Annotated in this window: 23 protein-coding genes and 1 tRNA gene; 19 read left to right on the top strand and 5 right to left on the bottom strand. The window is 63.4% G+C overall.

From position 1 onward, the window contains the following. Positions 1 to 17 precede the first annotated feature (17 nt). Positions 18 to 1,919, top strand: a complete 1,902-nt coding sequence (locus P9217_RS27060) for an EAL domain-containing protein (protein ID WP_082826564.1) — start codon at positions 18 to 20, stop codon at positions 1,917 to 1,919. Between the two features lie 1,453 nt (positions 1,920 to 3,372). Here P9217_RS27060 and P9217_RS27055 read toward each other — a convergent pair. Both P9217_RS27055 and P9217_RS27050 read right to left on the bottom strand, forming a co-directional pair. After that, positions 3,373 to 4,695: an integrase gene (locus P9217_RS27055; protein ID WP_063169217.1), complete on the bottom strand. Its 1,323-nt coding sequence runs from the start codon at positions 4,693 to 4,695 to the stop codon at positions 3,373 to 3,375. A gap of 114 nt (positions 4,696 to 4,809) precedes the next feature. Then, positions 4,810 to 4,899: transfer RNA gene (locus P9217_RS27050), tRNA-Ser, on the bottom strand. A gap of 316 nt (positions 4,900 to 5,215) precedes the next feature. On the opposite strand from P9217_RS27050, the gene rplU reads away from it, so the two are divergent. From rplU to P9217_RS27035, 3 genes are all read left to right on the top strand, one after another. Next, the gene (gene rplU, locus P9217_RS27045; RefSeq protein WP_278088174.1) at positions 5,216 to 5,932 is read left to right on the top strand and encodes a 50S ribosomal protein L21; all 717 of its coding nucleotides are present in this window, start codon (positions 5,216 to 5,218) and stop codon (positions 5,930 to 5,932) included. A 100-nt stretch (positions 5,933 to 6,032) separates the two neighbouring features. Next, positions 6,033 to 6,302, top strand: a complete 270-nt coding sequence (gene rpmA / locus P9217_RS27040) for a 50S ribosomal protein L27 (protein WP_040991608.1) — start codon at positions 6,033 to 6,035, stop codon at positions 6,300 to 6,302. A 125-nt stretch (positions 6,303 to 6,427) separates the two neighbouring features. Next, positions 6,428 to 7,015, top strand: coding sequence for a GNAT family protein (locus tag P9217_RS27035; protein ID WP_067001577.1), 588 nt, complete (start codon positions 6,428 to 6,430; stop codon positions 7,013 to 7,015). Positions 7,016 to 7,178: 163 nt separating this feature from the next. On the opposite strand, the gene P9217_RS27030 is transcribed toward P9217_RS27035, so the two are convergent. Next, entirely contained in the window at positions 7,179 to 8,042 is an 864-nt protein-coding gene (locus P9217_RS27030) for an endonuclease/exonuclease/phosphatase family protein (protein ID WP_067319561.1), read from the bottom strand. A gap of 148 nt (positions 8,043 to 8,190) precedes the next feature. Here P9217_RS27030 and obgE point away from each other — a divergent pair, with 148 nt between their 5' ends. Continuing rightward, positions 8,191 to 9,228: a GTPase ObgE gene (gene obgE / locus P9217_RS27025; protein ID WP_095799729.1), complete on the top strand. Its 1,038-nt coding sequence runs from the start codon at positions 8,191 to 8,193 to the stop codon at positions 9,226 to 9,228. Next, positions 9,225 to 10,346, top strand: a complete 1,122-nt coding sequence (gene proB, locus P9217_RS27020; protein WP_095799730.1) for a glutamate 5-kinase — start codon at positions 9,225 to 9,227, stop codon at positions 10,344 to 10,346. The genes obgE and proB overlap by 4 nt, the downstream gene beginning before the upstream one ends. 25 nt (positions 10,347 to 10,371) lie before the next feature. Here the strand turns inward: proB and P9217_RS27015 are convergent, their stop codons facing one another. Continuing rightward, positions 10,372 to 10,857, bottom strand: a complete 486-nt coding sequence (locus tag P9217_RS27015; RefSeq protein WP_095799731.1) for a hypothetical protein — start codon at positions 10,855 to 10,857, stop codon at positions 10,372 to 10,374. 78 nt (positions 10,858 to 10,935) lie between these two features. Here P9217_RS27015 and P9217_RS27010 point away from each other — a divergent pair, with 78 nt between their 5' ends. From P9217_RS27010 to P9217_RS27000, 3 genes are all read left to right on the top strand, one after another. Continuing rightward, positions 10,936 to 12,216 carry a glutamate-5-semialdehyde dehydrogenase gene (locus tag P9217_RS27010; protein WP_095799732.1) on the top strand — a complete coding sequence of 427 codons (1,281 nt, stop codon included), beginning with the start codon at positions 10,936 to 10,938 and terminating at the stop codon, positions 12,214 to 12,216. Positions 12,217 to 12,465: 249 nt separating this feature from the next. After that, a complete protein-coding gene (locus P9217_RS27005; RefSeq protein ID WP_095799734.1) occupies positions 12,466 to 13,053 on the top strand; it encodes a nicotinate-nucleotide adenylyltransferase in 588 nt (195 codons plus the stop codon). An 82-nt stretch (positions 13,054 to 13,135) separates the two neighbouring features. Beyond that, complete coding sequence (locus tag P9217_RS27000; protein WP_095799735.1) at positions 13,136 to 14,413, top strand: MFS transporter; 1,278 nt, start codon at positions 13,136 to 13,138, stop codon at positions 14,411 to 14,413. 5 nt (positions 14,414 to 14,418) lie between these two features. Here P9217_RS27000 and P9217_RS26995 read toward each other — a convergent pair whose 3' ends face one another. After that, positions 14,419 to 15,270 (bottom strand): mechanosensitive ion channel domain-containing protein, encoded by an 852-nt coding sequence (locus P9217_RS26995; protein WP_278088173.1) that lies wholly within the window; start codon positions 15,268 to 15,270, stop codon positions 14,419 to 14,421. Between the two features lie 241 nt (positions 15,271 to 15,511). Between P9217_RS26995 and rsfS the strand changes: the two genes are divergently transcribed. From rsfS to P9217_RS26945, 10 genes are all read left to right on the top strand, one after another. Beyond that, a complete protein-coding gene (gene rsfS / locus P9217_RS26990; RefSeq protein ID WP_059189846.1) occupies positions 15,512 to 15,889 on the top strand; it encodes a ribosome silencing factor in 378 nt (125 codons plus the stop codon). A 61-nt stretch (positions 15,890 to 15,950) separates the two neighbouring features. Then, positions 15,951 to 16,433, top strand: coding sequence for a 23S rRNA (pseudouridine(1915)-N(3))-methyltransferase RlmH (gene rlmH / locus P9217_RS26985; protein ID WP_067001603.1), 483 nt, complete (start codon positions 15,951 to 15,953; stop codon positions 16,431 to 16,433). A 147-nt stretch (positions 16,434 to 16,580) separates the two neighbouring features. Continuing rightward, on the top strand, positions 16,581 to 17,915 hold the full coding sequence (locus tag P9217_RS26980; protein WP_278088172.1) for a murein hydrolase activator EnvC: 1,335 nt from the start codon (positions 16,581 to 16,583) through the stop codon (positions 17,913 to 17,915). Position 17,916: 1 nt separating this feature from the next. Then, complete coding sequence (locus P9217_RS26975; protein WP_067001610.1) at positions 17,917 to 19,248, top strand: S41 family peptidase; 1,332 nt, start codon at positions 17,917 to 17,919, stop codon at positions 19,246 to 19,248. Positions 19,249 to 19,460: 212 nt separating this feature from the next. Then, positions 19,461 to 20,660, top strand: a complete 1,200-nt coding sequence (locus P9217_RS26970; RefSeq protein WP_095799739.1) for a divergent polysaccharide deacetylase family protein — start codon at positions 19,461 to 19,463, stop codon at positions 20,658 to 20,660. Between the two features lie 51 nt (positions 20,661 to 20,711). Continuing rightward, positions 20,712 to 21,227: an RNA pyrophosphohydrolase gene (locus P9217_RS26965; protein ID WP_067319545.1), complete on the top strand. Its 516-nt coding sequence runs from the start codon at positions 20,712 to 20,714 to the stop codon at positions 21,225 to 21,227. A gap of 200 nt (positions 21,228 to 21,427) precedes the next feature. Then, positions 21,428 to 22,570, top strand: coding sequence for an alanine racemase (gene alr / locus P9217_RS26960; protein WP_067319543.1), 1,143 nt, complete (start codon positions 21,428 to 21,430; stop codon positions 22,568 to 22,570). 271 nt (positions 22,571 to 22,841) lie between these two features. After that, on the top strand, positions 22,842 to 23,261 hold the full coding sequence (rnk, locus tag P9217_RS26955; RefSeq protein ID WP_067319541.1) for a nucleoside diphosphate kinase regulator: 420 nt from the start codon (positions 22,842 to 22,844) through the stop codon (positions 23,259 to 23,261). Beyond that, positions 23,258 to 23,788 carry a nucleoside-diphosphate kinase gene (locus P9217_RS26950; RefSeq protein WP_278088171.1) on the top strand — a complete coding sequence of 177 codons (531 nt, stop codon included), beginning with the start codon at positions 23,258 to 23,260 and terminating at the stop codon, positions 23,786 to 23,788. The genes rnk and P9217_RS26950 overlap by 4 nt, the downstream gene beginning before the upstream one ends. A gap of 20 nt (positions 23,789 to 23,808) precedes the next feature. Then, the gene (locus tag P9217_RS26945; RefSeq protein ID WP_278088170.1) at positions 23,809 to 25,068 is read left to right on the top strand and encodes a D-amino acid dehydrogenase; all 1,260 of its coding nucleotides are present in this window, start codon (positions 23,809 to 23,811) and stop codon (positions 25,066 to 25,068) included. Position 25,069 lies beyond the last annotated feature (1 nt).

Below are 25,069 nucleotides of genomic sequence, written 5' to 3'. Positions count from 1 at the left end.
AGCTGACCCGTCCAGCCTTGGAAAAAGAAGATCCGCTGGAGGCGAGAATCCTTCAGGACCAGCTCGCTGATCTGAGGGCAGGCCTTTTCGTCTCAATGCCGATAAGCATTGTGCTGTCCGGGCTGATTTTGACCGTGCAGGCCCTTTCCGGGAACGGTCTTGCTGGCGCGGCCTGGTTTTCGGTCGTTAATGCGATAAATGCCGCCCGCCTTGCACTCGCCCGTCATCAGCTGAAGGAACCCGGAGTCCAGGATGATCTGACACGGGTTTGGCTGCGGCTTCGCTGGTTTGGCAGGCTTGCTCTTCTGGCGGGATTCACCTGGTCATTCCTTGCCGTCCTAACGGCTGGATACACGACGTCTCAAGCATCGCTGCATCTAATAATTCTGGCGGGCATTTCAGCTGGCGCGGTCACGTACGGCAGCTCATATGCTGCGGCAGCGATATGCTTCATCACACCGCCACTCCTCATTGCCGCCGCATGTTTGCTGACGAAGGGAGCCCCGGAAAACTACATTCTGGCTTTTGCCGTCCTGCTTTTCGAGGGCGGCCTGGTTCGATCCTCGTTCGTTGGACAAGCGCGCTTCCGTGACGCGAGCCGCCTGAGACATCAAGCCGAGCGGCTTGCCGCGGAAATGGAGCGCAATTCCAGGGAGGACCATCTTACCGCGCTCCTCAACAGGCGGGGCCTCGAACATGCAATCGATCAGTTTGAGAACACCGATGGACCCTTTGTGGCCATGCTGATTGATCTGGACGGGTTCAAATCTGTCAACGATACCTACGGTCACAGAACGGGTGACGAGCTGCTTGCCAGGATCGCCCGCCGAATAGAGGAAGAAGCACCGGAGGGCTCAACGCTCGCCCGCATCGGTGGGGATGAATTCGTGCTGGTTTTTTCTTCGCGAAAGAATTCTCCTTCTCCCACCAATCTCGCGTCCAATCTCATAGCCAAGCTTGCTCGCCCCTATCCTGGGATCGCATCAGTCCGCATTGGAGCGTCTATAGGAATCTACTTGGCTGAAAACCCCGGACTAACGGAAATGTTGTTGCGGGCCGACATCGCCCTTTACACAGCTAAGCGCCGCGGCAGGAATGAATTTTGTCTGTTCGATGCCGAGCTAGCCCGGGAGTTGCAACGCCGCCAGTCAATCGAACGCGATCTTCATTCGGCGATAACGATGAGAAGCTTGGTCGCTTGGTTTCAGCCAATCGTAAGACTCGAAACTGAAGCCGTCGTCAGTTTTGAAGCCTTGCTAAGATGGTCTCACCCGCTTCACGGTCCCATTTCTCCGCCCGAGATCATGACAGCGGCACGCGAAACTGGAATGCTTCAGCTGCTAACTCAAACGGTATTCGCCGACTGTTGCGCTCTTATCGAGGGCTTGGTCAAAGCTGACCGTCGTGATGTTCGTGTGGCGATGAATGTTTCACCGTGCGAGTTGGAAGCTGGCGATATTGACGAGATGATTCTTAATGGTCTGGCGGCAAAAGACCTCCCTGCAACGATGTTCGACATCGAGATTACCGAAGAAGCCCCAGTGGATCCGGACAGAGTGGATGAAAAGCTCGCCCGGCTTTCACATGCTGGCATTTCTATCGCGCTCGATGACTTCGGCACCGGTTTTTCGACGTTGGCATCGCTCAAGGACAGTCGGATCAGGAAGGTGAAAATAGATCAGGGCTTCGTTCGCGGCTTAGCCAAGTCCCGGGAGAATCGGCTGCTTGTCAAAGCGGTGATTGATCTTGGTAGGACGCTCGGGATCGAGGTCATGGCCGAGGGCGTTGAAACAGAGGCAGATCGGCAAACTCTGTACAAGCTTGGCTGCAGAACCGCGCAGGGCTTCCTGTTCTCTAAGGCAGTGCCTCTCCATTTGGCACTTGATTCGGTAGTAAAAGAGCACGCGAAGGAGTTGTGACCGGCCTCTCCGTCCGTGCTGCTCGCGGAACTTTCATGTGGGGTGGACCTGACGCGCGAAAGCCGTTTCGGACGGTAGAGTTATTACGGGGGCGAAACTGAGCACGTGGTTTGGATAGCAGCAATCCGGTCCACCGGCGCACATGCAGCGGCTTCATACAAGCGTTCAAGTTGCGAGATGAGCTTGAGTGAACGACGTCGGAGAATTGCGTCCTTTGGACGCTGGTTTCGCGGTTCCCGTAGGATTCGATTACGGGAAGCGTTCTTGGCTGCTTCTCGGCTCAGCGCTCATCGGGATGAACAACGTACCCGCGGTCAAGGTCTTCGCGACCTCAACCCAGTCACCATCCCGCAACAGCAGCGGTCGGGTCCTGATCAAGCGCTCAGCCTCAGCACAGGTGCTGGAGCAACGGTAGAGCGCGGAAAACGTGTATCGGAATGCGCTGGCTCACCATAGGAAGCTGCCACGGCATGTCGAATGTCCCCAGGGGGCGGACCGTTCCCTTGCATTTGTCTCGATGACGGGCTCTCAAAGCTAAAGCCAAGAGAGCTTTATAAAAATCGCACCCGATCGGCTGCGCAACGACGACCAGCTGAGGCCCGATCGGGTGCTAAGGTCGTGCCAAAAAAGGCGCGTCACTGTCGCATTTCTAGCCGGCTTGCGATCGGACGTCATCTCTTGGCGATCGCTGCCCCTTCTCTCAAATGCGCTTAGCGGCGCCGATGGCGAATAGCGCAAGCTTTTCCACCCGTTTCTACTCCACTACCGAGACTCGTCACCAACCTCCTTTTATTCGCTTCCATATGGCCCATCCTGTCTCCAATCGAGGAGGAGCGCGAACATGGGCCAAGCCGTAGAACGTCTCAGTCTCGGGAATTCTTCTGCTCGCCAAACTGCCGTTGTCGCCGGCACCATATTTGGCAGGGTGACAGTGCACGACAAGATATCAGGCGTTCTTGTCTGGGCTGAACTATGCTTGCAAGCCATAACCCAAAAATCGCCGATCCCTTTGAATTCGAGCCGGATGAATGGGTGTTTCAAAATTTTTGGCGGTTTTAGGCAGAACCCTCCGATGGCCCGCGTACCGGTCAAGCTTCGTGAGCACTTTAGGTTCGTCGATCAGGCATAGGTTTCTTTCCCATGCCACATGCTGGCCGTTTGCCTAGTTCGGAAGCCCTCGAGAGGCGTTGCTCGTCTTGGTATGGCGTCGCCCCTTTTTCCGATCCATCGGCCACGGAGCTAGAATGGTGTCTAGCTGTTGCCGCCTACTTGGTCATCCGGCATGGAGATGCCTATATACCGACCTTCGAAAGGCTGGAATACGAGGTCGAACAAATGCGGCGGAAGCTCGGAAATCGCGAGCGAGCGCAGCGCGTGCTGGCCACGCTCAACCTAAATGGCTCGGACAGCTGGAGCCGTGAGGTTGGTTCTCAAGGCCTGGATGGCGCCGCAATCACATTCGCCCGGGCGGGGTAAAAGCGATTTTTTGGAGCCACTCGCGCTTTTGCGCTAACGAAGGTCCCGCGCCGTATTTGGGCCGGATCCATTTGTGGCCCATCAGAGAAGCAATTACCTTCTCCGGCGCCTCAACTGCCGTCAGCCGGTCCTCGAAAGTGTGTCGCAGGCTATAAAGACTATGCTCGGAAGTCGGCAGAAGTTCCTTGCTGGCGAGCACCTTGTTGACGAGCGCTGAAAGTGACGCGGCCTTGTCGCGATAACGAGGAAAGCCGTCCGGATGGAGCTTGATGGCTGCAAGTGCGCCGCCAACCAAGGGAATGTCACGGGCTGAATGACCGGTCTTCAAGCGACGGCCATTGGGGCGCACCCGCACATGCGGGATTTCTCGATCGAGGTGGATTGTTTCGGTGGTGAGGTTTGCCGCTTCAGAAAGCCTGAGTCCGGTATCGGCAATCACATAGATTAGATGGCGGGCTTCGTCATTGAGTCCGTCGAGCGCGCCTTCAGCGAGTATCTTCTCCTGAATGAACTCCGCTGTGAACGCAGCGCGTTGCCCGGGGACGGCGCCGGAAAGACGCAGGTTTCGAAAAACCGGCTCCAGCTTGAGCTGGTGAGTCAGATCGACGACGCGCAGCATTTTCGAAACATGGCCGATGTCCTTGTTGGCCGTACCGATATCAAGTCCATCCTCAACGATCCGCTTTTGCCACCACTCGCGGAACGCGATTGCGTCGTCCCGAGTGAGGCTTGCGATCTCCTTGTCGCCAATGACTCCAACCAGATTGGCAACTGCGCGCTTTTTGGGGTTACGCCATTTCTTGATTTGGTTGGGCGACATGGTCAGCAAGTTCTGTTGCTCGATCGTCTCGAATTCCTTGATAAGACCGCTCAGGCGGACCGCTGGCCGCTTCTCCCCACCCATGACGGCCGAGACGTCCTGCGCGTCCTCGATCGATTTTTTGTCGAGGAGCAGCTTGATACGGGCCATGAGTTCGTCGAGCGGCCCCGCTGCTAGTTCCTCGTTAGTGCGATAGGCCAATCCAAATGACCGCGCGCGCTTCCTCGCGGCTTCGAAACGCAGCCCCGCCTCGGCGGATTGGCCTTCCCGCAGTCTACGCCAATACGCCTCCAGCCCCGCGCCGAGGCTTTGCACTGCATCTCGCGCCCGTACACCGCGGGGATCGTCAGCCACGGCGACGCCCGTGGAAATGCGTACTAGGCAGCGGCGATCAAACGCCGCGAATTCCTTCGGCACCCTGCGGACGAGATACCAGATGCCTTCACGTTTATGCGGCTTTGGCGCTGCGGAACGTCGCATTATCTTTCTCTAATGTTACACAGTTTGTTACACAGTCTAAGATATGTTTCGCTTCGTGCTGGTCAAGCGCAACAAGGAAGCTTTTGAAAGGAAAGGATTTTTATGGAAGCTAAATGGCGGAGAGGGAGGGATTCGAACCCCCGATACCCTTGCGAGTATGCCGCATTTCGAGTGCGGTGCATTCGACCACTCTGCCACCTCTCCGCGAGGTCATGGTCGGCCGTTGCCGGCGCGGCGCACTAGATAACGGCTGACCGCCGCAGTTACAAGGCCCTAGTCGACCGATTTCCCGCTTCTTGAAAAAGCGTCGGCGAGGCGACGGACCGGCGCGCGGCCCGCGGCATGCTCAGGAGCAAGGGCCGCTCGCCTTGACTTCCTTGCGACCTTCGGTTAGGGACAGCCCGCATCCGGCGTGGGGCTTCTCCGCGCCGCTTGTTTTTTGAACCCGCAGACTGACAAAAAGACGGCCGAACCGCCTAAAGCGGTTCATCGAGGCCGACCGAACAGCGAAAGGCAAAAAATGTTCGCAGTCATCAAAACGGGCGGCAAGCAGTATCGCGTCGCCGCCAACGATCTGCTCAAGATCGAGAAAGTCGAAGCCAAGGTCGGCGAGATCGTCGAGATCGGCACTGTTCTCGCGCATGGCGAGGGTGAGAATGTCACCTTCGGCGCGCCGTTCGTCGATGGCGCTCTGGTCACGGCGGAAGTCGTCGAGCAGGGCAAGAACCGCACCGTCATCGCTTTCAAGAAGCGCCGCCGCCAGAATTCGCGCCGCAAGATCGGCCACCGCCAGCTTCTGACCACCGTCCGGATCTCCGAGATCCTGCTGGGCGGCGCCAAGCCGTCGAAGAAGGCCACCGCCAAGGCTGAGGCCATGGCGCCCGAAGCCAAGGCAGACGTCGCCGCCGAGGCGAAGGCCGAAGCCGCTCCGAAGGAGGCCAAGGCCAAGAAGGAAGCCAAGGCAGAGGCCGCCCCCAAGGAAGCTCCCGCCAGCGAAGAGGCCAAGGCCGCGCCGCTGTTCAAGGCACCGAAGGGCGAGCCGGACGATTTGACCGTGATCAAGGGCATCGGTCCCGTCGCGGCGAAGGATCTCGCCGAGCAGGGCATCGTCACCTTTGCGCAGCTGGCCAAGCTGACCGAGAAGGATGTCGCCAAGATCGACGAGCACATGCCGTTCAGCGCCGACCAGATCAAGGATTGGCGCGAGCAGGCCAAGGAGCTGGCGAAAAAGAAGTAAGGACGGTCGGCGATAATCGTCGCCGGTACGCACTTGAAACGGAACGCGAACGCGTTCATAAGACCATTCAAGCGCCTCAGGGCGCATCGGAGTTAGTTAGATGGCACACAAGAAAGCTGGCGGTTCGTCGCGCAACGGTCGCGATTCGCACTCCAAGCGTCTCGGCGTGAAAAAGTTCGGTGGCGAAGCCGTCGTCGCCGGCAACATCATCATTCGTCAGCGCGGCACGCAATGGCATCCGGGCACCAACGTTGGCATGGGCACGGACCACACCCTTTTTGCGCTCGAAGCCGGCGCAGTCACCTTCAACAAAAAAGCCAACGGCCGAACCTACGTCTCGGTAAACCCGATCACCAAAGCAGCGGAGTAGCCGGTTCCGCACCATAACACCGGCGCCCATCTCGGGAACCGGTGTCTGGCCAGGCCAGGAAAAGGATCAGGAGAGATGGGCTTCCATCTCTCCTTTTTCATTTTTCTTTGCCCTGGAGGACTAAAATGGTTGCCGAAGCGGAAGACACCGAAGACGAAAGTTACGCGATCGATTGCCCGGTGCTCGCCACCGAGCGCCTGGTCATGCGCGCTCCGCGCGAGAGCGATCTCGCGCAACTCGTCGCTCTGGCCGACAACCGTCACGTCGCCGAAATGCTGGCCCGCATGCCGCATCCTTACGGCGAAGCCGAGGCCCGCGCCTTCCTCGCCATGGCCTCGTCGCGCCGCGCCGGCATCGCCTATGCGCTGACGCTCGCCGGCACCGGCACTTTCGTCGGCTGCGCGGGGTTGAATACCACCGATCGCGGGCTGGAGCTGGGCTACTGGATCGGCGAGCCTTACTGGAAGCGCGGCTATGCGACCGAGGCGGCGCACGCGCTGGTCGACCTTGCTTTCCAGAAGACCTCGATCCAGGTGCTGCATGCCTCGACCAGGGTCATCAATCCGGCATCGCGCCGCGTCATCCACAAGTGCGGCTTTCAGTATGCCGGCCAGGGCATGCTGAACTCGATCGTCGCCGGCCAGGTGCCGGTCGAGCGCTACCGGCTGGACCGCAAGACCTGGACGAGCCTGCGCAACTGGGTGCACTTCTAGGCATGTTGAAATTCAGGTGAAGCCGGCCTGCAAATGACGGTTTCCTGCGCTTCCGGTGCTCGCGTACTTTCAGTACGCTCCGCTCCGGTTCTCGGAAGCCGTCATTTTCGGCTCAGCCTGACCTGAATAGCAACACGCCTAGGCGTCGGCGCTCAAAGACGACTCAACCCAATTCGACCCAGACCGGCAGGTGGTCCGATCCACGCGCCTGCCGGTCGGCCCACAGGCGCTTCAGCGAGCCGGCGAGCGAAGCGCTGGTGAAGACGTAGTCGATGCATTTGTGGCGGCCCGCATCGTTGGGACGATTGGGGTCGATCCAGGTGAAGAGGCCGGAAACGTCCAAGCGCTGGGCGACATCGACGGCGAGATCGGCGGTGAGCGGCATGCCGAATTCATGGTCCGGGCGTCCGGCGAGTTCGACATATTCGGGCGATCCGGGCAGCATGTTGAAGTCGCCCATGACGATGAAGGCTTCCGGATAGGGCAGGTCCGGCAGGCCGATTTCGGGAATGCCGGAAAGGCCGCCGCCTTCCAGCGCGTAGTTGAGCAGGCGCTGGCGCAGGAAACGGATCTGGCTCTGACGCTCGACGGGGCTGCGGTGGTCGAGATGGGTGGAATAGAAGCGGATGAAGCCGAGCGGCGTCTCGATCAGCGCCTCCAGCGCGCCGCGCTGGAAGTTCATCCGCTCCAGGCTGCGGCTGCGCGGCAGAAGGAGATTACGCGACAGATGAATGGGCGTCTTCGACAGCACCATATTGCCGAGCTGGAAGGTGCGGGTGACGGCGCGGCCGGCATCCAGGCGCGAGCCGATATTGACCTCGAAATTGCTGGCATAGGCGACAAAATAGTCCGGCAGCGCTTCGCCGATCTCGGCCACCATGTCGCGGTCGCCGTTGCGCGGGTTGTTGCGGGTGACTTCCTGCAGGGCGATGACATCGGCGCCGCGCACCGCGTCGGCGATGCGGCCGACATCGTATTTGCCGTCGAGGCCGATGCCATACTGGATGTTGTAAGTGACAAGCTTCATTCGCGCCTCCCGGTCTCGCCCGCGAACAGTGCTACCGCGCCCCTGGCTAAAGTGCATCCGGCGCTTTAGTTGCAAACGGGCCTCGCCCTTGGCTCCACCTTGGTTTAGAGCAATCCCGCAAGCGCAATAGCAGAAACCTGAAAATCCGATGAAATTCCTCGACCAAGCCCGAGTTTACATCCGGTCCGGCGACGGTGGTGCCGGATCGATGTCGTTCCGCCGCGAGAAATTCATCGAGTTCGGCGGTCCGGACGGCGGCGACGGTGGCCGAGGCGGCGATGTCTGGATCGAAGCCGTCGATGGCTTGAACACACTGATCGACTACCGTTACCAGCAGCATTTCAAGGCCAAGACCGGCATGCACGGCATGGGCCGCAACATGACGGGCGCCAAGGGCGCCGACGCGACGCTGAAAGTGCCGGCCGGCACCCAGGTATTCGCCGAGGACAATGAGACGCTGATCTGCGATTTAACCGAGGTCGGCCAACGCTTTCTGCTCGCCAAGGGCGGCAATGGCGGCTTCGGCAACCAGCATTTCAAGACCTCGACCAACCAGGCGCCGCGCCGCGCCAATCCCGGCCAGCCGGGCGAGGAGTTGAGCATCTGGCTGCGGCTCAAGCTGATCGCCGATGCCGGCCTCGTCGGCCTGCCCAACGCCGGCAAGTCGACCTTCCTTGCGGCCGTCACCGCCGCCAAGCCGAAGATCGCCGACTATCCCTTCACCACGCTCTATCCGGGCCTCGGCGTCGCCCGCATCGACGGCCGCGAGTTCGTGCTGGCTGACATCCCCGGCCTGATCGAGGGCGCGCATGAGGGCGTCGGCATCGGCGACCGCTTCCTCGGCCATGTCGAGCGCACGCGCGTCCTGCTGCATCTCGTCTCGGCGCAGGAGGAAAATCCCGGCAAGGCCTACAAGACCGTGCGCGCCGAGCTCGCAGCCTATGGCCATGGGCTGGCCGACAAACCTGAGATCGTCGCCCTCAGCCAGGTCGACATACTCGACGCGGACGCCCGCAAGAAGAAGGCTGCCTCGCTGAAACGCGCCGTCGGCCGCGCGCCGATGCTGTTGTCAGCCGTCACCGGCGAAGGCGTCGAGGCTGTGCAGCGCGCGCTGATGGCGGTGGTCACCGAGGCACGCGATGCCGTTCCCGCTCCAGTCGATACGCGCTGGCGGCAAAACCCATGAAATCGCTGAAATCATACCGGCGCATAACCGTGAAGATCGGCTCGGCGCTGCTCGTCGACCGCGCGACCGGCTTGAAGCGCGATTGGCTGACCTCTTTAGCCGAGGACATCGCGGTGCTCGCCAATGCCGGCGCGGAGGTGCTCGTCGTCTCCTCGGGCGCCATTGCGCTCGGCCGCACCATTCTCGGGCTCGGCAAACGCGCGCTGAAGCTCGAGGAAAGCCAGGCGGCGGCGGCCGTCGGCCAGATCGCGCTTGCGGGCGCCTGGTCGGATGCGCTGGGCAGGGACGGGCTCAAATCCGGGCAGATTCTGTTGACCCTCGGCGATACCGAGGAGCGCCGCCGCTACCTCAACGCCCGCGCAACGATCTCGACCTTGCTCAAGATGAAGGCGGTGCCGGTCATCAACGAGAACGACACGGTCGCGACCTCCGAAATCCGTTATGGCGACAACGACCGGCTGGCGGCGCGGGTGGCGACGATGATGGGCGCCGATCTTCTGGTGCTGCTTTCCGACATCGACGGACTCTATACGGCGCCGCCGGCCAAGGACCCGCAAGCCAAGTTCATTCCGGTGGTCGACCGCATCACGCCGGACATCGAGGCGATGGCGGGCGCCGCCGCTTCGGAACTCTCGCGCGGCGGCATGCGGACCAAGCTCGACGCGGGCAAGATCGCCAACGCCGCCGGCACCGCGATGATCATCACCGCCGGCACGCGCCTGTCGCCGCTGATGGCGATCGAGCGCGGCGAGCGCGCCACTTTCTTCAACCCCAGCGCCAACCCGGTGAAGGGCTACAAGACCTGGATCGCGGGACAGTTGGAGCCGGCCGGGCGGCTCACCGTCGATGCCGGCGCTGTCGGCGCGCTGAAATCGGGCAAGTCGCTGCTGCCGGCCGGCGTCAAGCTCGTCAGCGGCAATTTCTCGCGCGGCGACACGGTGGCGATCCTGTCGCCCGAGGGCCGCGAGATCGCGCGCGGGCTGGTTGCCTATGATGCCGCCGATGCCGTAAGGATCGCGGGTTTGAAGACGGCCGAGATCGAAAATGTGCTCGGCTACGAGGCTCGCTCGGCGATGATCCATCGCGACGACCTTGTGGTAAGCGGCGCCGCCAACTGAGACGCGGTCCATTGATTTATGGTCGCTACTTCTCGGGCTTCGGTGGCCATTGGGGTGGATTGCGGTATCTCTCCTGAAATTCTCGCTGCATTTTCACAAGCTCACTGCAACCGCCCATCTCGGTTTCAATGGCGGCCTTGGCTTGTCGATCTACTTCGGCCTGAGGGAGATCGCTCCCGCCTTCTGATAGCATCTCGCGGACGAGTTCGGCGGTTGTCGTTATCTTCGACCCGCCTTCGTCCAGCGTTTTCTTGAATTTCGCCTCGAGTCGTGCGCGCGGACCGCACCCGTGGGCCTCCTCAACAACGACAAAGATTTGGGAAAGCGGCATCGGTGGTGCGCCGCAATAGCGCTCGGCGAGTCCGATGGAGAATATGGAACTCATCATGGTCATAGCCTTGCCATCGGGGCTTTCGCCGGGTTCGATCTTGTCGTCGCAGTAATCGGCCGCGCGCAGCCCGGTCGGCACGAACATCGCGCCCAGAACAACGAGGATTATGGCGCCCTTCATGCTGCCTCCCCCAACTTTGCAGCCATTGCCGCGAGGCCCAACCGCGTGTAAATCCACCAGCTTCACCGGAGCGGTCAAATGTTGGACAAACACCAAGGCCAAGATGTAGCCAGTTTGATGGCACAGATAGGCGGCAAGGCGCGCGCTGCTGCCGGACCGTTGGCCGTCGCATCGACCAAGGCCAAGAACGACGCCTTGGCCGCCATGGCCGACGCCATCCTGCGCAACGAGCAGGCGATCCTAGAGGCTAACGCCATCGATATGTCGAATGGCGAGGAAGCCGGGCTGTCCGGTTCCTTCATGGACCGGCTGAAACTTAACCCCTCACGCATCAAGGCGATGGCCGACGGCATTCGCGAGATCGCGGCGTTCAAGGATCCGGTCGGCGAGGTGATTGCCGAATGGGACCGGCCGAACGGCCTCCATATCGAGCGCGTGCGCACGCCGCTCGGCGTCATCGGCGTCATCTATGAAAGCCGCCCGAACGTGACGGCGGATGCCGGCGCGCTCTGCCTGAAAGCCGGCAATCCCGTGATCCTGCGCGGCGGCTCGGATTCGATCAATTCGTCGTCGGCTATCCATGCCTGCATGGTCGAAGGGTTGAAGGCAGCCGGCCTGCCGCAAGACGCCATCCAATTGGTGCCGACCACCGACCGCGCCGCGGTCGGCGAGATGCTCAAGGGCCTAGCCGGCAATCTCGACGTCATCATCCCCCGCGGCGGCAAGAGCCTAGTCGGGCGCGTGCAGACCGAGGCGCGCGTGCCGGTCTTTGCCCATCTCGAAGGCATCTGCCATCTCTATGTCGATCGTTCGGCGAAGCTCGACATGGCGGTCCAGATCGCCGTCAACGCCAAGATGCGGCGCACCGGCGTGTGCGGCGCCGCCGAGACGCTGCTCGTCGACCGCGCGGTCGCGTCCACCCATCTGGTGCCGATCCTGAAGGCCCTGCGCGCGGTCGGCTGTGAGGTCCATGCCGACGCCGAGGTGATGAAAGCCTTTGCCGACGCCAGCCCGGCGACCGACGCCGACTGGGTGACGGAATATCTCGACGCGATCATCGCGGTGAAGCTGGTCGACGGCGTGGCGGGCGCGATCGAGCATATCGAGACCTTCTCCTCGCATCACACCGAGGCGATCGTCGCCGAGGATGCGCAAGCGGTCGAAACATTCTTCAGCGAGATCGACTCGGCGATTTTGTTGCACAATGCCTCGACACAGTTCGCCGACGGCGGCGAGTTCGGCATGGGCGCCGAGATCGGCATCGCCACCGGCAAGATGCATGCGCGCGGACCGGTCGGCGTCGAGCAGCTGACCTCGTTCAAGTACTGCGTGCGCGGGTCGGGGCAAGTGAGGCCTTGATGTCGCTTGCTCTAAGAGGCTGAAGCTTGCGCCTAGGCACCCCCCTCTGGCCTGCCGGGCATCTCCCCCGCAAGGGGGGAGATCAGCTGATTTTTCCGGTTTCGCCAGTCGCCAACACTGCAAGATTTGCGGCTGCGAAGGAGCTGCCAATATCCGCCCTTGCGGGGGAGATGGCCGGCAGGGCAGAGGGGGGTGCCTAGCGTCATGCTTTCCCAGCCCGAGCAGCCCGTCCCCGCGCCCTATCTCCACATGCCGCATGCCGGCAAAGGGCTGGCCGTCGGCCTGTTCGGCGGCTCGTTCAACCCGCCGCATGCGGGCCACGCGCTGGTCGCCGAGGTTGCGCTGAGAAGGCTGGCCCTCGACCAGCTCTGGTGGATCGTGACGCCCGGCAATCCGCTGAAAAGCGCGCGCGAGCTGGCGCCTCTCGCCGAGCGCGTCGCGCTGTCCGAAAGGATCGCCAGGAATCCGAAGATCAAGGTCACTGCCTTCGAGGCGGCGCAGCATGTCCGCTACACCGCGGACACGCTGGCGCTGGTTAAGGCGCGCAATCCAGGCGTCGACTTCGTCTGGATCATGGGTGCGGATTCCTTACGCGACTTCCATCGTTGGCAGCGCTGGCGCGAGATCGTGCTGACCTTCCCGATCGCGGTCATCGACCGACCGGGCGCCACGCTCTCCTTCCTGTCCTCGGTCGTCGCCAAGACCTTCGACTATGCCCGCGTCGACGAAGGCGACGCGCCGCTGCTTGCCCGCATGCGGGCGCCGGCCTGGACCTTCATCCACGGCCCGCGCTCGTCCCTTTCCTCCACCGCGATCCGCAAGGCGGCGAAGGGCTGAGGCCACCCTTCTTCCACAAGGGGCCGAGCGATGTCGCTTTTACGGCGGCCTTTCGCGTTCCGATCAGCCAAGCTGCGAGGGCATGCTGACGCAGACCCAAACCGATCCCGGACAATCGGCGCCGCTGATTGCCATTGCCAGCGTCATCGTGTCGATGGCGCTGATCGCGATCGGCAACGGGCTGATGTTCGCCTTCATTCCGGTGCGGCTCGGCGCCGACGGTTTCGATCCGACCTGGGCCGGACTGATCGTCACCGGCCTTTCGGCCGGCGGGCTCGCCGGCTGCATCCTGACCGGACCCTTGGTGCGCCGGGTCGGCCATGCCCGCGCGTTCATGGTGCTTTCGGCGCTGATCGCGCTCTCCAACGTGGCGATCGGCGCCGGACCGATGCCGCTGCTGTGGATCGCGGCGCGGGCGCTCTACGGCTTCGCCATATGCGGCCTTTTCATCGTCGCGCAGAGCTGGCTCAACGACGCCTTGCCGAACGCCATACGCGGCCGGGTGATGGCGGTGTTCTACGTCGCCTATATCGCCGGATTGGGCGTCGGTTATGCGACGCTCGCCGCGATCGACATCCAGACGGCGGCGGCGCCGCTGATCGGCATCGCCTTCACCGCGTTGTCCATCCTGCCGGTGGGCATGACGCGGCTTGCCCAGCCGCCCGCGCCGCAGGCCGCTTCGGTGGCGCTCGGCCAAGCGTGGAGGATCTCGCCAGTCGGCGTCGTCGGCATGCTGGCGGTGGGCGGCCTGTCGATGATCATTTCCGGTTTTGCGCCGATCCACGCCACCGCCAAGGGTTACAGCCAGGCAGAGGTGGCGCTGCTCTTGTCGGCGATGCCGGTCGGCACGCTGATCCTGCAGATACCGCTCGGCTGGCTCTCGGACCGTACCGACCGCCGCTATGTGCTGGCGGGCACGGCGGCGCTGGCGGTGGCGGCGAGCCTGCTCGCCATCGCCTTCGATGGCGGCGCGCTGATGGCCCTGGTGGCGATCTACCTGATCTGGGACGGTGCATCGGAATCGATCTATTCGCTGTCCAGCGCCCACGCCGCCGACCGCGCCAGGAAGGAAGAGCTGCTGGCGCTGTCGAGTTCGCTACTCTTTGCCTGGTCGCTGTCCGGCTTCATCGTACCCGGCATCGTGACGGCGCTTTCCGCCGTCTTCGGCACCGGGACCTTCATCTATGTCGGCATCGCCATCGCTTCCGCGTTTTGCCTGTTCGTGCTGTGGCGGGTGTTTGCGGCGCGACCGATGCCCGCTGCCGCAACCGGCAGCTTCGCGCCGATGTCGGCGCAGACGCCCCTGCCGGTGGAGCTCGCCTTCGCGTCGGAGGAGCCGACAAAGCCGGCCAAGGCCTGACGAGATTATTGCTTGCGGACTTCCGGGGACGGTATCTCGGGCGGCGGCAGGGGGATCGAAATGCCCTCGTTGTCGAAGGCCAGCTTGGCGCGTTTGGTCAAGTCGATCTGGGTGGCGAAATAGTCGGCCGCGGAAGTCCAGTAGCGCAGGGTCAGTGAAACCGTGCTCTCGCCAAGCCCTGCGATGAAGGCGATCGGCGCCGGCTCGCGCCGGATGCGCTTCTCGGCATTGGCGATGGCAAGCAGCGTCTTCTGCCCGCGGTCGATGTCGTTCCATGAACCGATGCTCAAGCTGATATCGGTGCGCCTGACGCCGTTGCGGGTGAAATTCCGTACCGGCTGGTTCCACAGCGTCTGGTTGGGCGCCAGAATGTAGATGCCTTCGACAGTGCGCAGCTTGGTCGCGAACAGGCCGATCTCCTCGATCGAGCCGGCGATCGCACCGACCTCCACATATTCGCCGATGCGGAAGGGCCTCAGCGCAAGCAGCATGATGCCGGCGGCGATGTTCTGCAGCGTACCTTGCAGTGCAAGGCCGATCGCCAGACCGGCAGCGCCGATCGCGGCGATGATCGAAGCCGTCTGCACGCCAAACTGGCCGAGCACCATGATAACGACAAGGATCAGGATGCCGTAGCGGACGACCTGGGAGAAGAAGTGGCGCAGCGTCTCGTCAAAGCCGTGAATATGACCGAGCCCGGCATAGATCGATCGCTCGGCAAGGCCGGCAACGAGGTAGCCGACAACCAGAAGGATCACAGCACCGGTTGCCGAGAAGGAATAGGAGACTATCAGCGAGCTGAGCTGCGCAAGCCCGGCCTGAATCGTGATGAGGGCGCTCTGCGGGTCGATTGGCATGGTTGGGAATCCCCTTTGTCCGGTGTGCCGATAACCCATGCGGCGCGCAGGGGTTCCGCTCTTTTCAGCCTTCCGAGGGCCTGTCCGGCCTGCCGAGGCCGCCCTGAGAGCGCGCCCGTCTTGAAACTGCAATGGAACTCTGCCTATCTAAGCAGGGTCACCTGATTTGCCGGGTGATTTGGTTGTTCTTATTGGGAAAGGAAACACACTGAGAACAGCACTGCGGAAGAAGGCCGATATCGTGCCTTCGCCGGCCGGGATCAGCGGAAGCGATGCTGCCTCCCTCGCCATCAAGACAGTCCTTGCCAGTCTGGAAGACTCCAAGGCCGAAAACATCGTCTCAATCGACATCCAGGGTAAATCGAGCCTCGGCGACTATATGGTCGTCGCATCGGGCCGATCGCACCGCCATGTCTCGGCGGTCGCCGACCATCTCCTCAAGGCGCTCAAGGATGCCGGTCTCGGCATGGCGCGCGTCGAAGGGCTGGCCAGCGCCGACTGGGTCCTGATCGATTCCGGCGACATCATCGTCCATGTCTTCCGTCCCGAAGTCCGCGAATTCTACAATCTCGAAAAGATGTGGCAGGCGCCGGATCTCGAGGAAGAGACCTTGCACTGAGCCGTATCGCGGGCCGTGACCGTTCCGGTCCGGCGCCGATCGAGAGCTCGCCGAGGCGAGGATGAAGATCACCGTTCATGCCGTGGGCCGGATGAAGACCGGCCCCGAGAGAGAGCTCGCCGACCGCTATTTCGAGCGCTTCGCCAAGAGCGGGCCCGCGGTCGGGCTGGAATTTGCCGGCATTGTCGAGACATCCGAGAGCCGCGGCCAGAGCGCCGACGAACGTCGCCGCGAGGAGGGCCAGAAGCTGCAGGGTCAGCTGCAGCAAGGCAACGTGCTGTTCCTGCTCGACGAACGCGGCAAGGCGCTGTCCTCGGAGGACCTGGCGGCCCGCATCGGCCAGTTGCGCGACAGCGGCCGCAAGGCGCTGGTCATCGCGATCGGCGGCGCGGACGGCCATCACAAATCCTTGCGCGAAGAGGCCGATCTGGTGTTGTCGTTCGGAGCGCTGACCTGGCCGCATCAGCTGGTGCGCGTCATGCTCGGCGAACAGCTCTATCGCATCGCCACCATCCTTGCCGGGCATCCCTATCACCGCTCGTGAGTCATCGTTCGCGCTGTGACTCCGAAAGCTGGGGATCACGTCCGCTTGCACCGATTTCCGCCTCAATGAACCGACATCACGGTTGTTGCGGGTGCTCCAACATGGTTGATGGTTCGTTAACGAAGCGGCGGATAGAGTCGAGGCCTGATGTCTGAAGGCTGGAATTCGAGAACGCGCGCCTGGCGCAGCCGCTGCGGCTTGACACTTGTCGCCGCGCTGATCGCGCTCGGGCCGGCTATGGCCGCGGAAAATTCGCTCGATGTCGCGCCGGACCCCGACAAGAGCCGGGTCGAATACGAGCAGGTCTCCAAGGAAATCTCGTTGTCCTCCGAGCGGCTGGCCAAGCTTGCCGCCGACGTCGCGACGGTGAAGAAGGACCATGCCTCGATCAGTGCGGCGCTGATCCAGTCGGCGATGACCGAGCAGAAGCTCGGCCAGGACATCGAGGACATCGGCGCCAAATTGGAAGGACTGAAGGCCGAGCAAGAGAAGCTGCACGCTTCGCTGGTGGCGCGGCGCGACGTACTTGCCGAGGTGCTCGGCGCGCTGCAACGCATGGGGCTCAATCCGCCACCGGCGATCCTGGTCAAGCCGGAGGACGCGTTGTCGTCGGTGCGCAGTGCCATCCTGCTCGGCGCCGTGGTGCCGGAATTGCGCCAGCAGACCGACAGGCTGCTCGCCGATCTCAAGGAACAGACCCGGGTGACGGCCTCGATCGAGGCCGAACGCGGGCGGCTTACCGCTGCAATCACCGAGCAGACGGCGGAAAAGAAACGACTGACCATGCTGCTCGAGGCCAAGCAGAAGCTGCAGGCCGATACCGAAGCGGCCCTGGCAGCAGAGCGGCAGCGCTCGCAGCAGCTGGCGGACAAGGCCAGCAGCCTCAAGGACCTCATCGCCTCGCTCGAGGCCGACAAGGAGCGCAAGGCGGCCGACCAGGCCAAGGCGGCCGATCGGAAATCGGCGGACGCCGACACGACCGCATCGACGGCGGAACCCGCCGCGCCGCCGGTGCCGGAGGGCAATCGTTTAACCGCTTCCGCCCCGTTCGCGGCGCTCCAGGGCCAGATCGCGCTGCCGGTCATCGGCAAGATCAAACGGCGCTTCGGCACCGACGACGGCAATGGCGCAATGATGCAGGGAGACATGGTTGCGACACAATCGGGGGCCATCGTCACCGCGCCGGCGGATGGAAACGTTCTTTATGCGGGGCCGTTTCGCTCCTATGGTCAACTATTGATCCTCAATGCGGGCGATGGGTATCATGTCGTCCTGGCGGGGATGAGCAGAATCAGCGTCGCGACCGGACAGTCGGTGCTCGCAGGAGAGCCGATCGGCGCGATGGGAGAGGCCCGGGTGGCAAGCACCTCGGCCTCGCAGAATGGAAATGCGACGCCGGAACTCTATGTTGAGTTCCGCAAGGATGGAAAACCCGTCGATCCGAACCCCTGGTGGGCGGACCGATTTTCTGGAAGGACGTGAAATGATGCGGAAATTGTCGCTTCTGTTTGCCGGCGCGCTGATGGGCGCATCGGCAATGAGCCTGGTCTACGGCGCACCTGGCTCGGCGGCGAATGCTGCGGGTTCCGAGACCTACAAGCAGCTGGCGATCTTCGGCGACATCTTCGAGCGCGTGCGCGCGCAATATGTGACGCCCCCGGACGACAAGTCGCTGGTTGAGAACGCCATCAACGGCATGCTCGCTTCGCTCGACCCGCATTCGTCCTACATGAATGCCGAGCAGGCGCAGGATATGCGCGTGCAGACCAAGGGCGAGTTCGGCGGCCTCGGCATCGAGGTCACGATGGAGAACGACCTGGTCAAGGTGATCACGCCGATCGACGACACGCCGGCCGCAAAGGCGGGCGTGCTTGCCGGCGACTATATCGCCAAGATCGACGGCGAGGAGGTGCGCGGCCTCACCCTCAACGACGCGGTCGAGAAGATGCGCGGCCCGGTCAATACGCCGATCAAGCTCACCATCCTGCGCCAGGGCGCCGACAAGCCGATCGAGTTGACGGTCGTGCGCGACATCATCAAGGTCAAGGCGGTGAAGTACCGGGTCGAGAATGACATCGGCTACATGAAGATCACCTCTTTCACCGAGAAGACCTATGACGATCTTGAGAACGCCATCGAGAACATCAAGAAGCAGGTGCCCAACGACAAGCTGAAGGGCTATGTGCTCGACCTGCGCCTCAATCCGGGCGGCCTGCTCGACCAGGCGGTGAGCGTGTCGGACGCCTTCCTGAAGCGCGGCGAGATCGTCTCGACCCGCGGCCGCGATCCGAAGGACGTTACCCGCTTCGACGCCAAGCCGAAGCAGAACGACGACATCGGCGGCAAGCCGCTGATCGTGCTGGTCAATGGCGGCTCGGCAAGCGCGTCCGAGATCGTCGCCGGCGCGCTGCAGGATCTGCGCCGCGCCACCGTCGTCGGCACGCAGTCGTTCGGCAAGGGTTCGGTGCAGACCATCATCCCGCTCGGCGAGAATGGCGCGCTCAGGCTCACCACCGCGCTCTATTACACGCCGTCGGGCAAGTCGATCCAGGGCAAGGGCATCACGCCCGACATCAAGGTCGAGCAGCCGCTGCCGCCGGACCTGCAGGGCAGGGACCTGACCCGCGGCGAATCGGACCTCAAGGGCCACATCAAGGGGGCCGACGAGAGCTCGACCGGCTCGGGCTCGGCCGCCTATGTGCCGCCGGAGCCGAAGGACGACCTGCAGCTGATCTATGCCGAACAGCTGCTGCGCGGCCAAAAGACCGACCCGGCCTTCCCGCCGAACCCGGACAAGGCTGTGCTGAACCAGTAAAGACGGGGATGGCCGGGCCAAATCGCTCTGGCCGGCCGACCGAAGCGATGCAATGCTGCCGGGACCGCGAGGTTCCGGCAGTTTGATTCGGGGACAGGTTGGTTCGGCAACGGGCGCTGCGTCGCCTAAGGTTTTGAATTTGCGCGTGAGCGCTGACGATTCGATCAGCTGCGCTGATCCGATCAGCCGCGTCACGGGTCTGGGGATGCGGCTTGGCTGACATCGGCAAGGACATCGAACGCCCGCTCGGACAGACGCTCCGGCCAGAGCGCCCTGCCTCGCGCACCTTCGGCGCCGACACGCTTGGCGCGGCGGTCGCCATCCTCGCTGTGGTCGGCATTTCCGGTGCGATCGCGTTGCGTGAAAAACCTTTCCGCAAACCGCAAGAGACGGCCGTTTCGACGCCGAAGGTAATCGTGGCACCGGCTCCCGCGCCGGCACCGGCGCCGACGCCGGCACCGGCCGAGGTGGCGGCGGCGAAGCCCAATGCGAGCACGCCGATGAAGAGCGATGGCCCGCAAATCATCCATGTCCAGTCTGAAGAGGGCGATGGTCCGCCGAAGGCCGGTATCGTCATCCGCGATCCTTCCACACTCAGCCAGAATCTCAAGGTCGCGCATATTCCCGACAGGGCGCTGATCGAGGCGAGCGACGGCGGCCCGCTGCCGGTGCGCTCCGCCGATGGCCGGCGACCGTTCGACGTCTATGCGCGGCCCTGGTCCGGAGCGCGCGGCGCGCGCGTGGCGATCGTCATCGGCGGGCTCGCCGTCTCCCAGACCGGCACGCAGGCCGCGATCGCCAAATTGCCCGCCGAGGTGACGCTGGCTTTCGCGCCGCAGGGCAACAGCATCGACCGCTGGATGAAGGCGGCGCGCCAGAGCGGACATGAGATCGTCATGCAGATACCGCTCGAGCCGTTCGACTATCCCAGCGTCAATCCGGGACGCAACACGCTGACGGTCGATGCGAGTCCGGACGAGAACCTGAAGAGCCTGCACTGGGCGCTGTCGAGGACGACCAACTATACCGGGGTCATGAACTATATGGGCGCGCGTTTCTCGGCTGATGCAAACGCGATGGGCCCGTTCATGGCTGAGCTCGGCAAGCGCGGGCTCGCCTATGTCGACGACGGCTCCTCCGCGCGGAGCCTGGCGCCCGACCTCGCGCTGAAGGATGGCGTCCCGTTCGTCGCCGGCGACATGGCGATCGACGCGGTGCAGGACCGCGGCGAAATCCTCAAGAAGCTGGACAGCCTCGAGGCGACGGCACGCGCCAAGGGCAGCGCCGTCGGCATCGGCTCGGCCTTCGATATCACCGTCGACACGGTTGCGTCCTGGGTGGCAGAAGCAAAGAAGCGCGGCATCGAGATCGTGCCGATTTCGGCGGTGGCGATCGATCCGCAAAAAGGCTGACGCCGACCCTTTCGCCTGAATGCATCTCCAAAACGGCTGGAAATCTGAACGATGGCCAAGAAGATCGATCCCGAAACGCTGCCCTATCGCCCTTGCGTCGGGCTGATGATCCTCAACCCGGCCGGGCTGGTCTGGGTCGGGCATCGCATCGCCGAGCCGGACAGCGAATTCTCCGGCACCACGAAACTCTGGCAGATGCCGCAGGGCGGCATCGACGAGGGCGAGGAGCCGCTCCCGGCGGCGGAGCGGGAGCTTTACGAGGAGACCGGTATGCGCAGCGTGTCGCTGCTTGCCGAAGCGCCGCACTGGATCAATTACGACCTGCCGCCGCATCTGGTCGGCGTCGCCTTCAAGGGCCGCTATCGCGGCCAAACGCAGAAATGGTTCGCCTACCGCTTCGAGGGCGACGAGAGCGAGATTGAGATCAATCCGCCGCCGGGCGGCCACAAGGCCGAATTCGACCAATGGGCATGGCGGCCGATGCGGGAGCTGCCCGACCTGATCGTGCCGTTCAAGCGCAAGGTCTACGAGCAGGTGGTGGCCGCGTTCCAGCATCTTGCTCGCTAGGCGATGGCAGGCGCGCTTCCAACTAAGTTCGGTTAGCGAAGAGGTTGGCACCGTAGTCGAGATCATGCTTTGTTGATGCAGATGCGCCGCAGGCAAAGAGGCAAACATGAACGACGCGCGACAAGCGCACTTCGCCGGCGTCGAGAAGCAAGCAGCTCCGCAACAAGTGTGACCCGTCTTTGTCTGACGCAATTGCCCCGATGACCGGCACCAAAACGTCTTTGCCGCAAACGACCGCCACCAGCGGCTTTATGCCCAGCGAAACCGCAGCCGGCGCGATCCTGACCATCGATCTTGGCGCCATCCGCGAGAACTACCGGCGGCTGAAGGCGCGGCTGGCGGGCGTGCGCTGCGCCGGCGTGCTCAAGGCCGACGGCTATGGCCTCGGCGCAGCGCGCGTGGCATCGGCGCTGATGAAGGAAGGCTGCGAGATCTTCTTCGTCGCGCTGCTCGGCGAGGGCATCGCGCTGCGCAAGGCGCTTGGACCCGGACATGAGATCTTTGTGCTCAACGGCCTGCCGCCGGGCTCCGAGCCGGAAGCGATCGCGACTGGGCTTCATCCTGTCATCAACAGCACCGCTCAGTTGAGGGCGTGGCGTGAAGCGGCGCTTGCCGCCGGCCGAAAGCTGCCGGCCGCTGTTCAGGTCGACAGCGGCATGTCACGGCTCGGTATGCCGACGGCTGACGTCGAGGCGCTCGCGGCGGATGCTTTCGGCGGCATCGACATCCGCCTGGTGATGAGCCATCTCGCCTGCGCCGACGAGCCGCGCAATCCTGCCAACGAAGCGCAGCGGCTCGCGTTTGAGCGGCTGCGCGGGATGCTGCCCAAGGCGCCGGCCTCGCTTGCCAATTCGTCCGGCATCTTTCTCGGATCGGCCTACCACCACGACCTCGCGCGGCCGGGCGCGGCGCTCTACGGCATCAACCCAACGCCGGGCGAGGCGAACCCGATGATGCCGGTGGTCCGGCTGCAGGCGAAGGTGGCTCAGACGCGCAACGTCGAAGACGGCGCCGGCGTCGGCTACGGCCACACCCATCATGCGCGCGGACCGCTCAGGCTGGCGACAATCTCGCTCGGCTATGCCGATGGCTGGCACCGGCGCGCGGCGTCGGCCGCCTGGTTTGAGGGCGTGCGGCTGCCTTTCGTCGGGCGGGTATCGATGGATTCCATTGTCCTCGACATTTCAGCGCTTCCGGTCGATCAACTGGGCGAGGGCGACCTCGTCGAGCTCATCGGGCCGTCGCAAAGCCTCGACGACGCGGCCGCACATGCCGGAACCATCGGCTACGAGGTGCTGGCCAGCTTGGGTGCGCGCTTTCACCGCCGCTACATCGGCGGGTGAAAGGGGCGGCTTGCTTGACAAGCCGATGCATCTCGGCAAGGGTCGAGGCATGAGCAACCTTGCCCATAGCAGAACCTTTTTCAGGGTTTGCCCCATCGCGGGAGCGTAGCCCCGGCGCGGTCGTGTTGGCGACCGCCGAGCCGGGGCATTTGAATTCCTGACATCGTCATCGAGCCAGCCAGCCTTTCGCGGCTGTCGGCTCTTCGTCGCCGCCTTTGAGCGGGCTGCAGTGCGCGTCGGTTCGTCGACGTGCAAATCCAGGAGGTTTGCCATGAATGCCACAACCCAATCGCGTTCCCGAAACACGATCCTCGTCAGCGACGCGGACCACGACCGGCTCAGCGGCCTTGCCAGAGCCTTTCTCGAGCGGACGCCCGAGATGGCCGAGGACCTGCTCGCCGAGATGGACCGCGCGCGGATCGCCGCCGAAGCGGCGATGCCAGCCGATGTCGTGCGGATGGGCACGACGGTGACGCTTCACGACGGGGAAGGAAGCATTCAGCGCGTCACGCTAGTCTATCCCGCCGAGGCCGACATCGCCGAAAAACGCATCTCGGTGCTGACGCCGCTCGGAACCGCGCTGATCGGCGCGCGTGCCGGCCGCACAGTCTCCTGGCGAAGCCGCGACGGCCGGGTGCTTTCGGCGACCATCCACGCGGTCGAGCAATCCGCGTCGCGGAGAGCGCCATGACCAGGACCATCTATCGTCTCACGACGAAGGATCTCGCGGTTCTCGAAGCGATGCTGATGCGCCGGCGCGCCTTTGCCGACGCGATCGTGCCGATGCTCGAACGCAAGCTCGCCGAGAGCAACATCATCCCGGCCGGCATGGTCGAGCCCGACATCGCCACGCTGAACAGCCGGGTAGTCTTCCGGATCAACGACGGAGCCCCGGAGACGAGGACGTTGATGCTGGGCGACGCCTCCGCTCCTGTCGGATTCGGCCTGCCGCTCGGCACCTGGCGCGGCCTCTGCCTGCTCGGCATGAGGGCGGGCCAGTCGGTAGTGGCCGAGCGCCCCGACGGCAGCCGCGAGCGCATCCTTCTCGAGGATGTGGCCTACCAGCCGGAGGCCAAGCATCAGGCGGCTCGGACTGCCGGACAGCGACCCCGTGGCCCCAGGCTGGTGTACAGCGCCGCAGGCGATCGTTGGCCCCTTGGCGGGGGCGGCAAAATCCGGCAGACAGAAGGCGACGATCCCGGCCCTTCGGCGGCATGATCGGTTTGAGGAGCAATAGAATGAAAGTCCTGGTGCTGGGCGGCGGTGTGATCGGGATCACCACCGCCTACTTCCTTGCCGAGGCTGGCCATGAAGTCACGGTGATCGACCGGCAGCAGGGACCGGCGCTGGAGACCAGCTTCGCCAATGCCGGCGAAGTGTCGCCGGGCTATGCCTCGCCATGGGCCGGGCCCGGCATTCCCGTGAAAGCCGTCAAATGGCTGTTGATGAAATACGGACCGCTGGTGGTGCGGCCGGCCTTCGATCCGCATATGTGGACATGGCTCTTGAAGATGCTGCGCAACTGCACGGCCCAGCGCTATGCGCTGAACAAGTCGCGCATGGTGCCCTTGGCCGAGTACAGCCGCGACACGCTGAAGGCGCTACGCACTACGATCGGCATCAGCTATGACGAGCGAGCCAAGGGCACGCTGCAGCTCTTCCGCAAGCAGAAGCAGCTCGACGGCACCGGCGGCGATGTCGAGGTGCTGAAAAAATATGGCGTTCCCTACGAGCTCCTCGACCGGGACGGCTGCATCGCGGCCGAGCCGGCGCTGGCCGGTGTGCGGGAAAAATTCGTCGGTGGGCTGAGGCTGCCCGGCGACGAGACCGGCGACTGCAAGATGTTCACCGACAAGCTGGCCGAGCTTTGCGTGGCGCGCGGTGTCGCCTTCGAATATGGCACGAGCATCCGGCGCGTCGTCAGGAACCGAAACCGCGTCGTCCAGGTCGGCACCGACAAGGGCTGGCGAACGGCGGAGGCTTATGTGATGGCGCTTGGCAGCTATTCGGCTCCCTTCATGCGCAAGATGAAACGGCCGATCCCCGTCTATCCGGTCAAAGGCTATTCCATCACGGTGCCGATAACGGACGCGGCGGCGGCGCCGGTGTCGACCATCATGGACGAGACTTACAAGGTGGCGATCACCAGGCTCGGCGACCGCATCCGCGTCGGCGGCACCGCGGAGATTTCGGGCTTCGACCTTCGTCTGCATGAATCGCGCCGCCGCACGCTCGAGCACTCCGTCGGCGACCTGTTTCCGGGCGGCGGCGATCTCAAGGCGGCGAGTTTCTGGTGTGGCTTGCGGCCGATGACGCCCGACGGGCCGCCGCTGGTCGGGCGCAGCGAATTGTCCAACCTCTATCTCAACACCGGCCACGGCACGCTGGGCTGGACCATGGCCTGCGGCTCGGCGAAAGTGCTTGCCGATATCATTTCCAACCGGGTGCCGGAGATCAACGCGCTCGACCTCAGCCCGGACCGCTACATCAAGGCTTGAT

Origin of the sequence: Mesorhizobium sp. WSM4989, assembly GCF_029625795.1 — a bacterium.
Classification (GTDB): Bacteria; Pseudomonadota; Alphaproteobacteria; order Rhizobiales; family Rhizobiaceae; genus Mesorhizobium.
The sequence above is the reverse complement of the archived record's forward strand: the minus strand, read 5'-3'. Positions and strand labels throughout refer to the sequence as shown.

Coding starts and splice junctions, on each gene's coding strand:
- P9217_RS27055 (WP_063169217.1), bottom strand. CDS start 4,695: ATGCGACGTTCCGCAGCGCCAAAGCCGCATAAACGTGAAGGCATCTGG.
- rplU (WP_278088174.1), top strand. CDS start 5,216: ATGTTCGCAGTCATCAAAACGGGCGGCAAGCAGTATCGCGTCGCCGCC.
- rpmA (WP_040991608.1), top strand. CDS start 6,033: ATGGCACACAAGAAAGCTGGCGGTTCGTCGCGCAACGGTCGCGATTCG.
- P9217_RS27035 (WP_067001577.1), top strand. CDS start 6,428: ATGGTTGCCGAAGCGGAAGACACCGAAGACGAAAGTTACGCGATCGAT.
- P9217_RS27030 (WP_067319561.1), bottom strand. CDS start 8,042: ATGAAGCTTGTCACTTACAACATCCAGTATGGCATCGGCCTCGACGGC.
- obgE (WP_095799729.1), top strand. CDS start 8,191: ATGAAATTCCTCGACCAAGCCCGAGTTTACATCCGGTCCGGCGACGGT.
- proB (WP_095799730.1), top strand. CDS start 9,225: ATGAAATCGCTGAAATCATACCGGCGCATAACCGTGAAGATCGGCTCG.
- P9217_RS27015 (WP_095799731.1), bottom strand. CDS start 10,857: ATGAAGGGCGCCATAATCCTCGTTGTTCTGGGCGCGATGTTCGTGCCG.
- P9217_RS27010 (WP_095799732.1), top strand. CDS start 10,936: ATGTTGGACAAACACCAAGGCCAAGATGTAGCCAGTTTGATGGCACAG.
- P9217_RS27005 (WP_095799734.1), top strand. CDS start 12,466: ATGCCGCATGCCGGCAAAGGGCTGGCCGTCGGCCTGTTCGGCGGCTCG.
- P9217_RS27000 (WP_095799735.1), top strand. CDS start 13,136: ATGCTGACGCAGACCCAAACCGATCCCGGACAATCGGCGCCGCTGATT.
- P9217_RS26995 (WP_278088173.1), bottom strand. CDS start 15,270: ATGCCAATCGACCCGCAGAGCGCCCTCATCACGATTCAGGCCGGGCTT.
- rlmH (WP_067001603.1), top strand. CDS start 15,951: ATGAAGATCACCGTTCATGCCGTGGGCCGGATGAAGACCGGCCCCGAG.
- P9217_RS26980 (WP_278088172.1), top strand. CDS start 16,581: ATGTCTGAAGGCTGGAATTCGAGAACGCGCGCCTGGCGCAGCCGCTGC.
- P9217_RS26975 (WP_067001610.1), top strand. CDS start 17,917: ATGATGCGGAAATTGTCGCTTCTGTTTGCCGGCGCGCTGATGGGCGCA.
- P9217_RS26965 (WP_067319545.1), top strand. CDS start 20,712: ATGGCCAAGAAGATCGATCCCGAAACGCTGCCCTATCGCCCTTGCGTC.
- alr (WP_067319543.1), top strand. CDS start 21,428: ATGACCGGCACCAAAACGTCTTTGCCGCAAACGACCGCCACCAGCGGC.
- rnk (WP_067319541.1), top strand. CDS start 22,842: ATGAATGCCACAACCCAATCGCGTTCCCGAAACACGATCCTCGTCAGC.
- P9217_RS26950 (WP_278088171.1), top strand. CDS start 23,258: ATGACCAGGACCATCTATCGTCTCACGACGAAGGATCTCGCGGTTCTC.
- P9217_RS26945 (WP_278088170.1), top strand. CDS start 23,809: ATGAAAGTCCTGGTGCTGGGCGGCGGTGTGATCGGGATCACCACCGCC.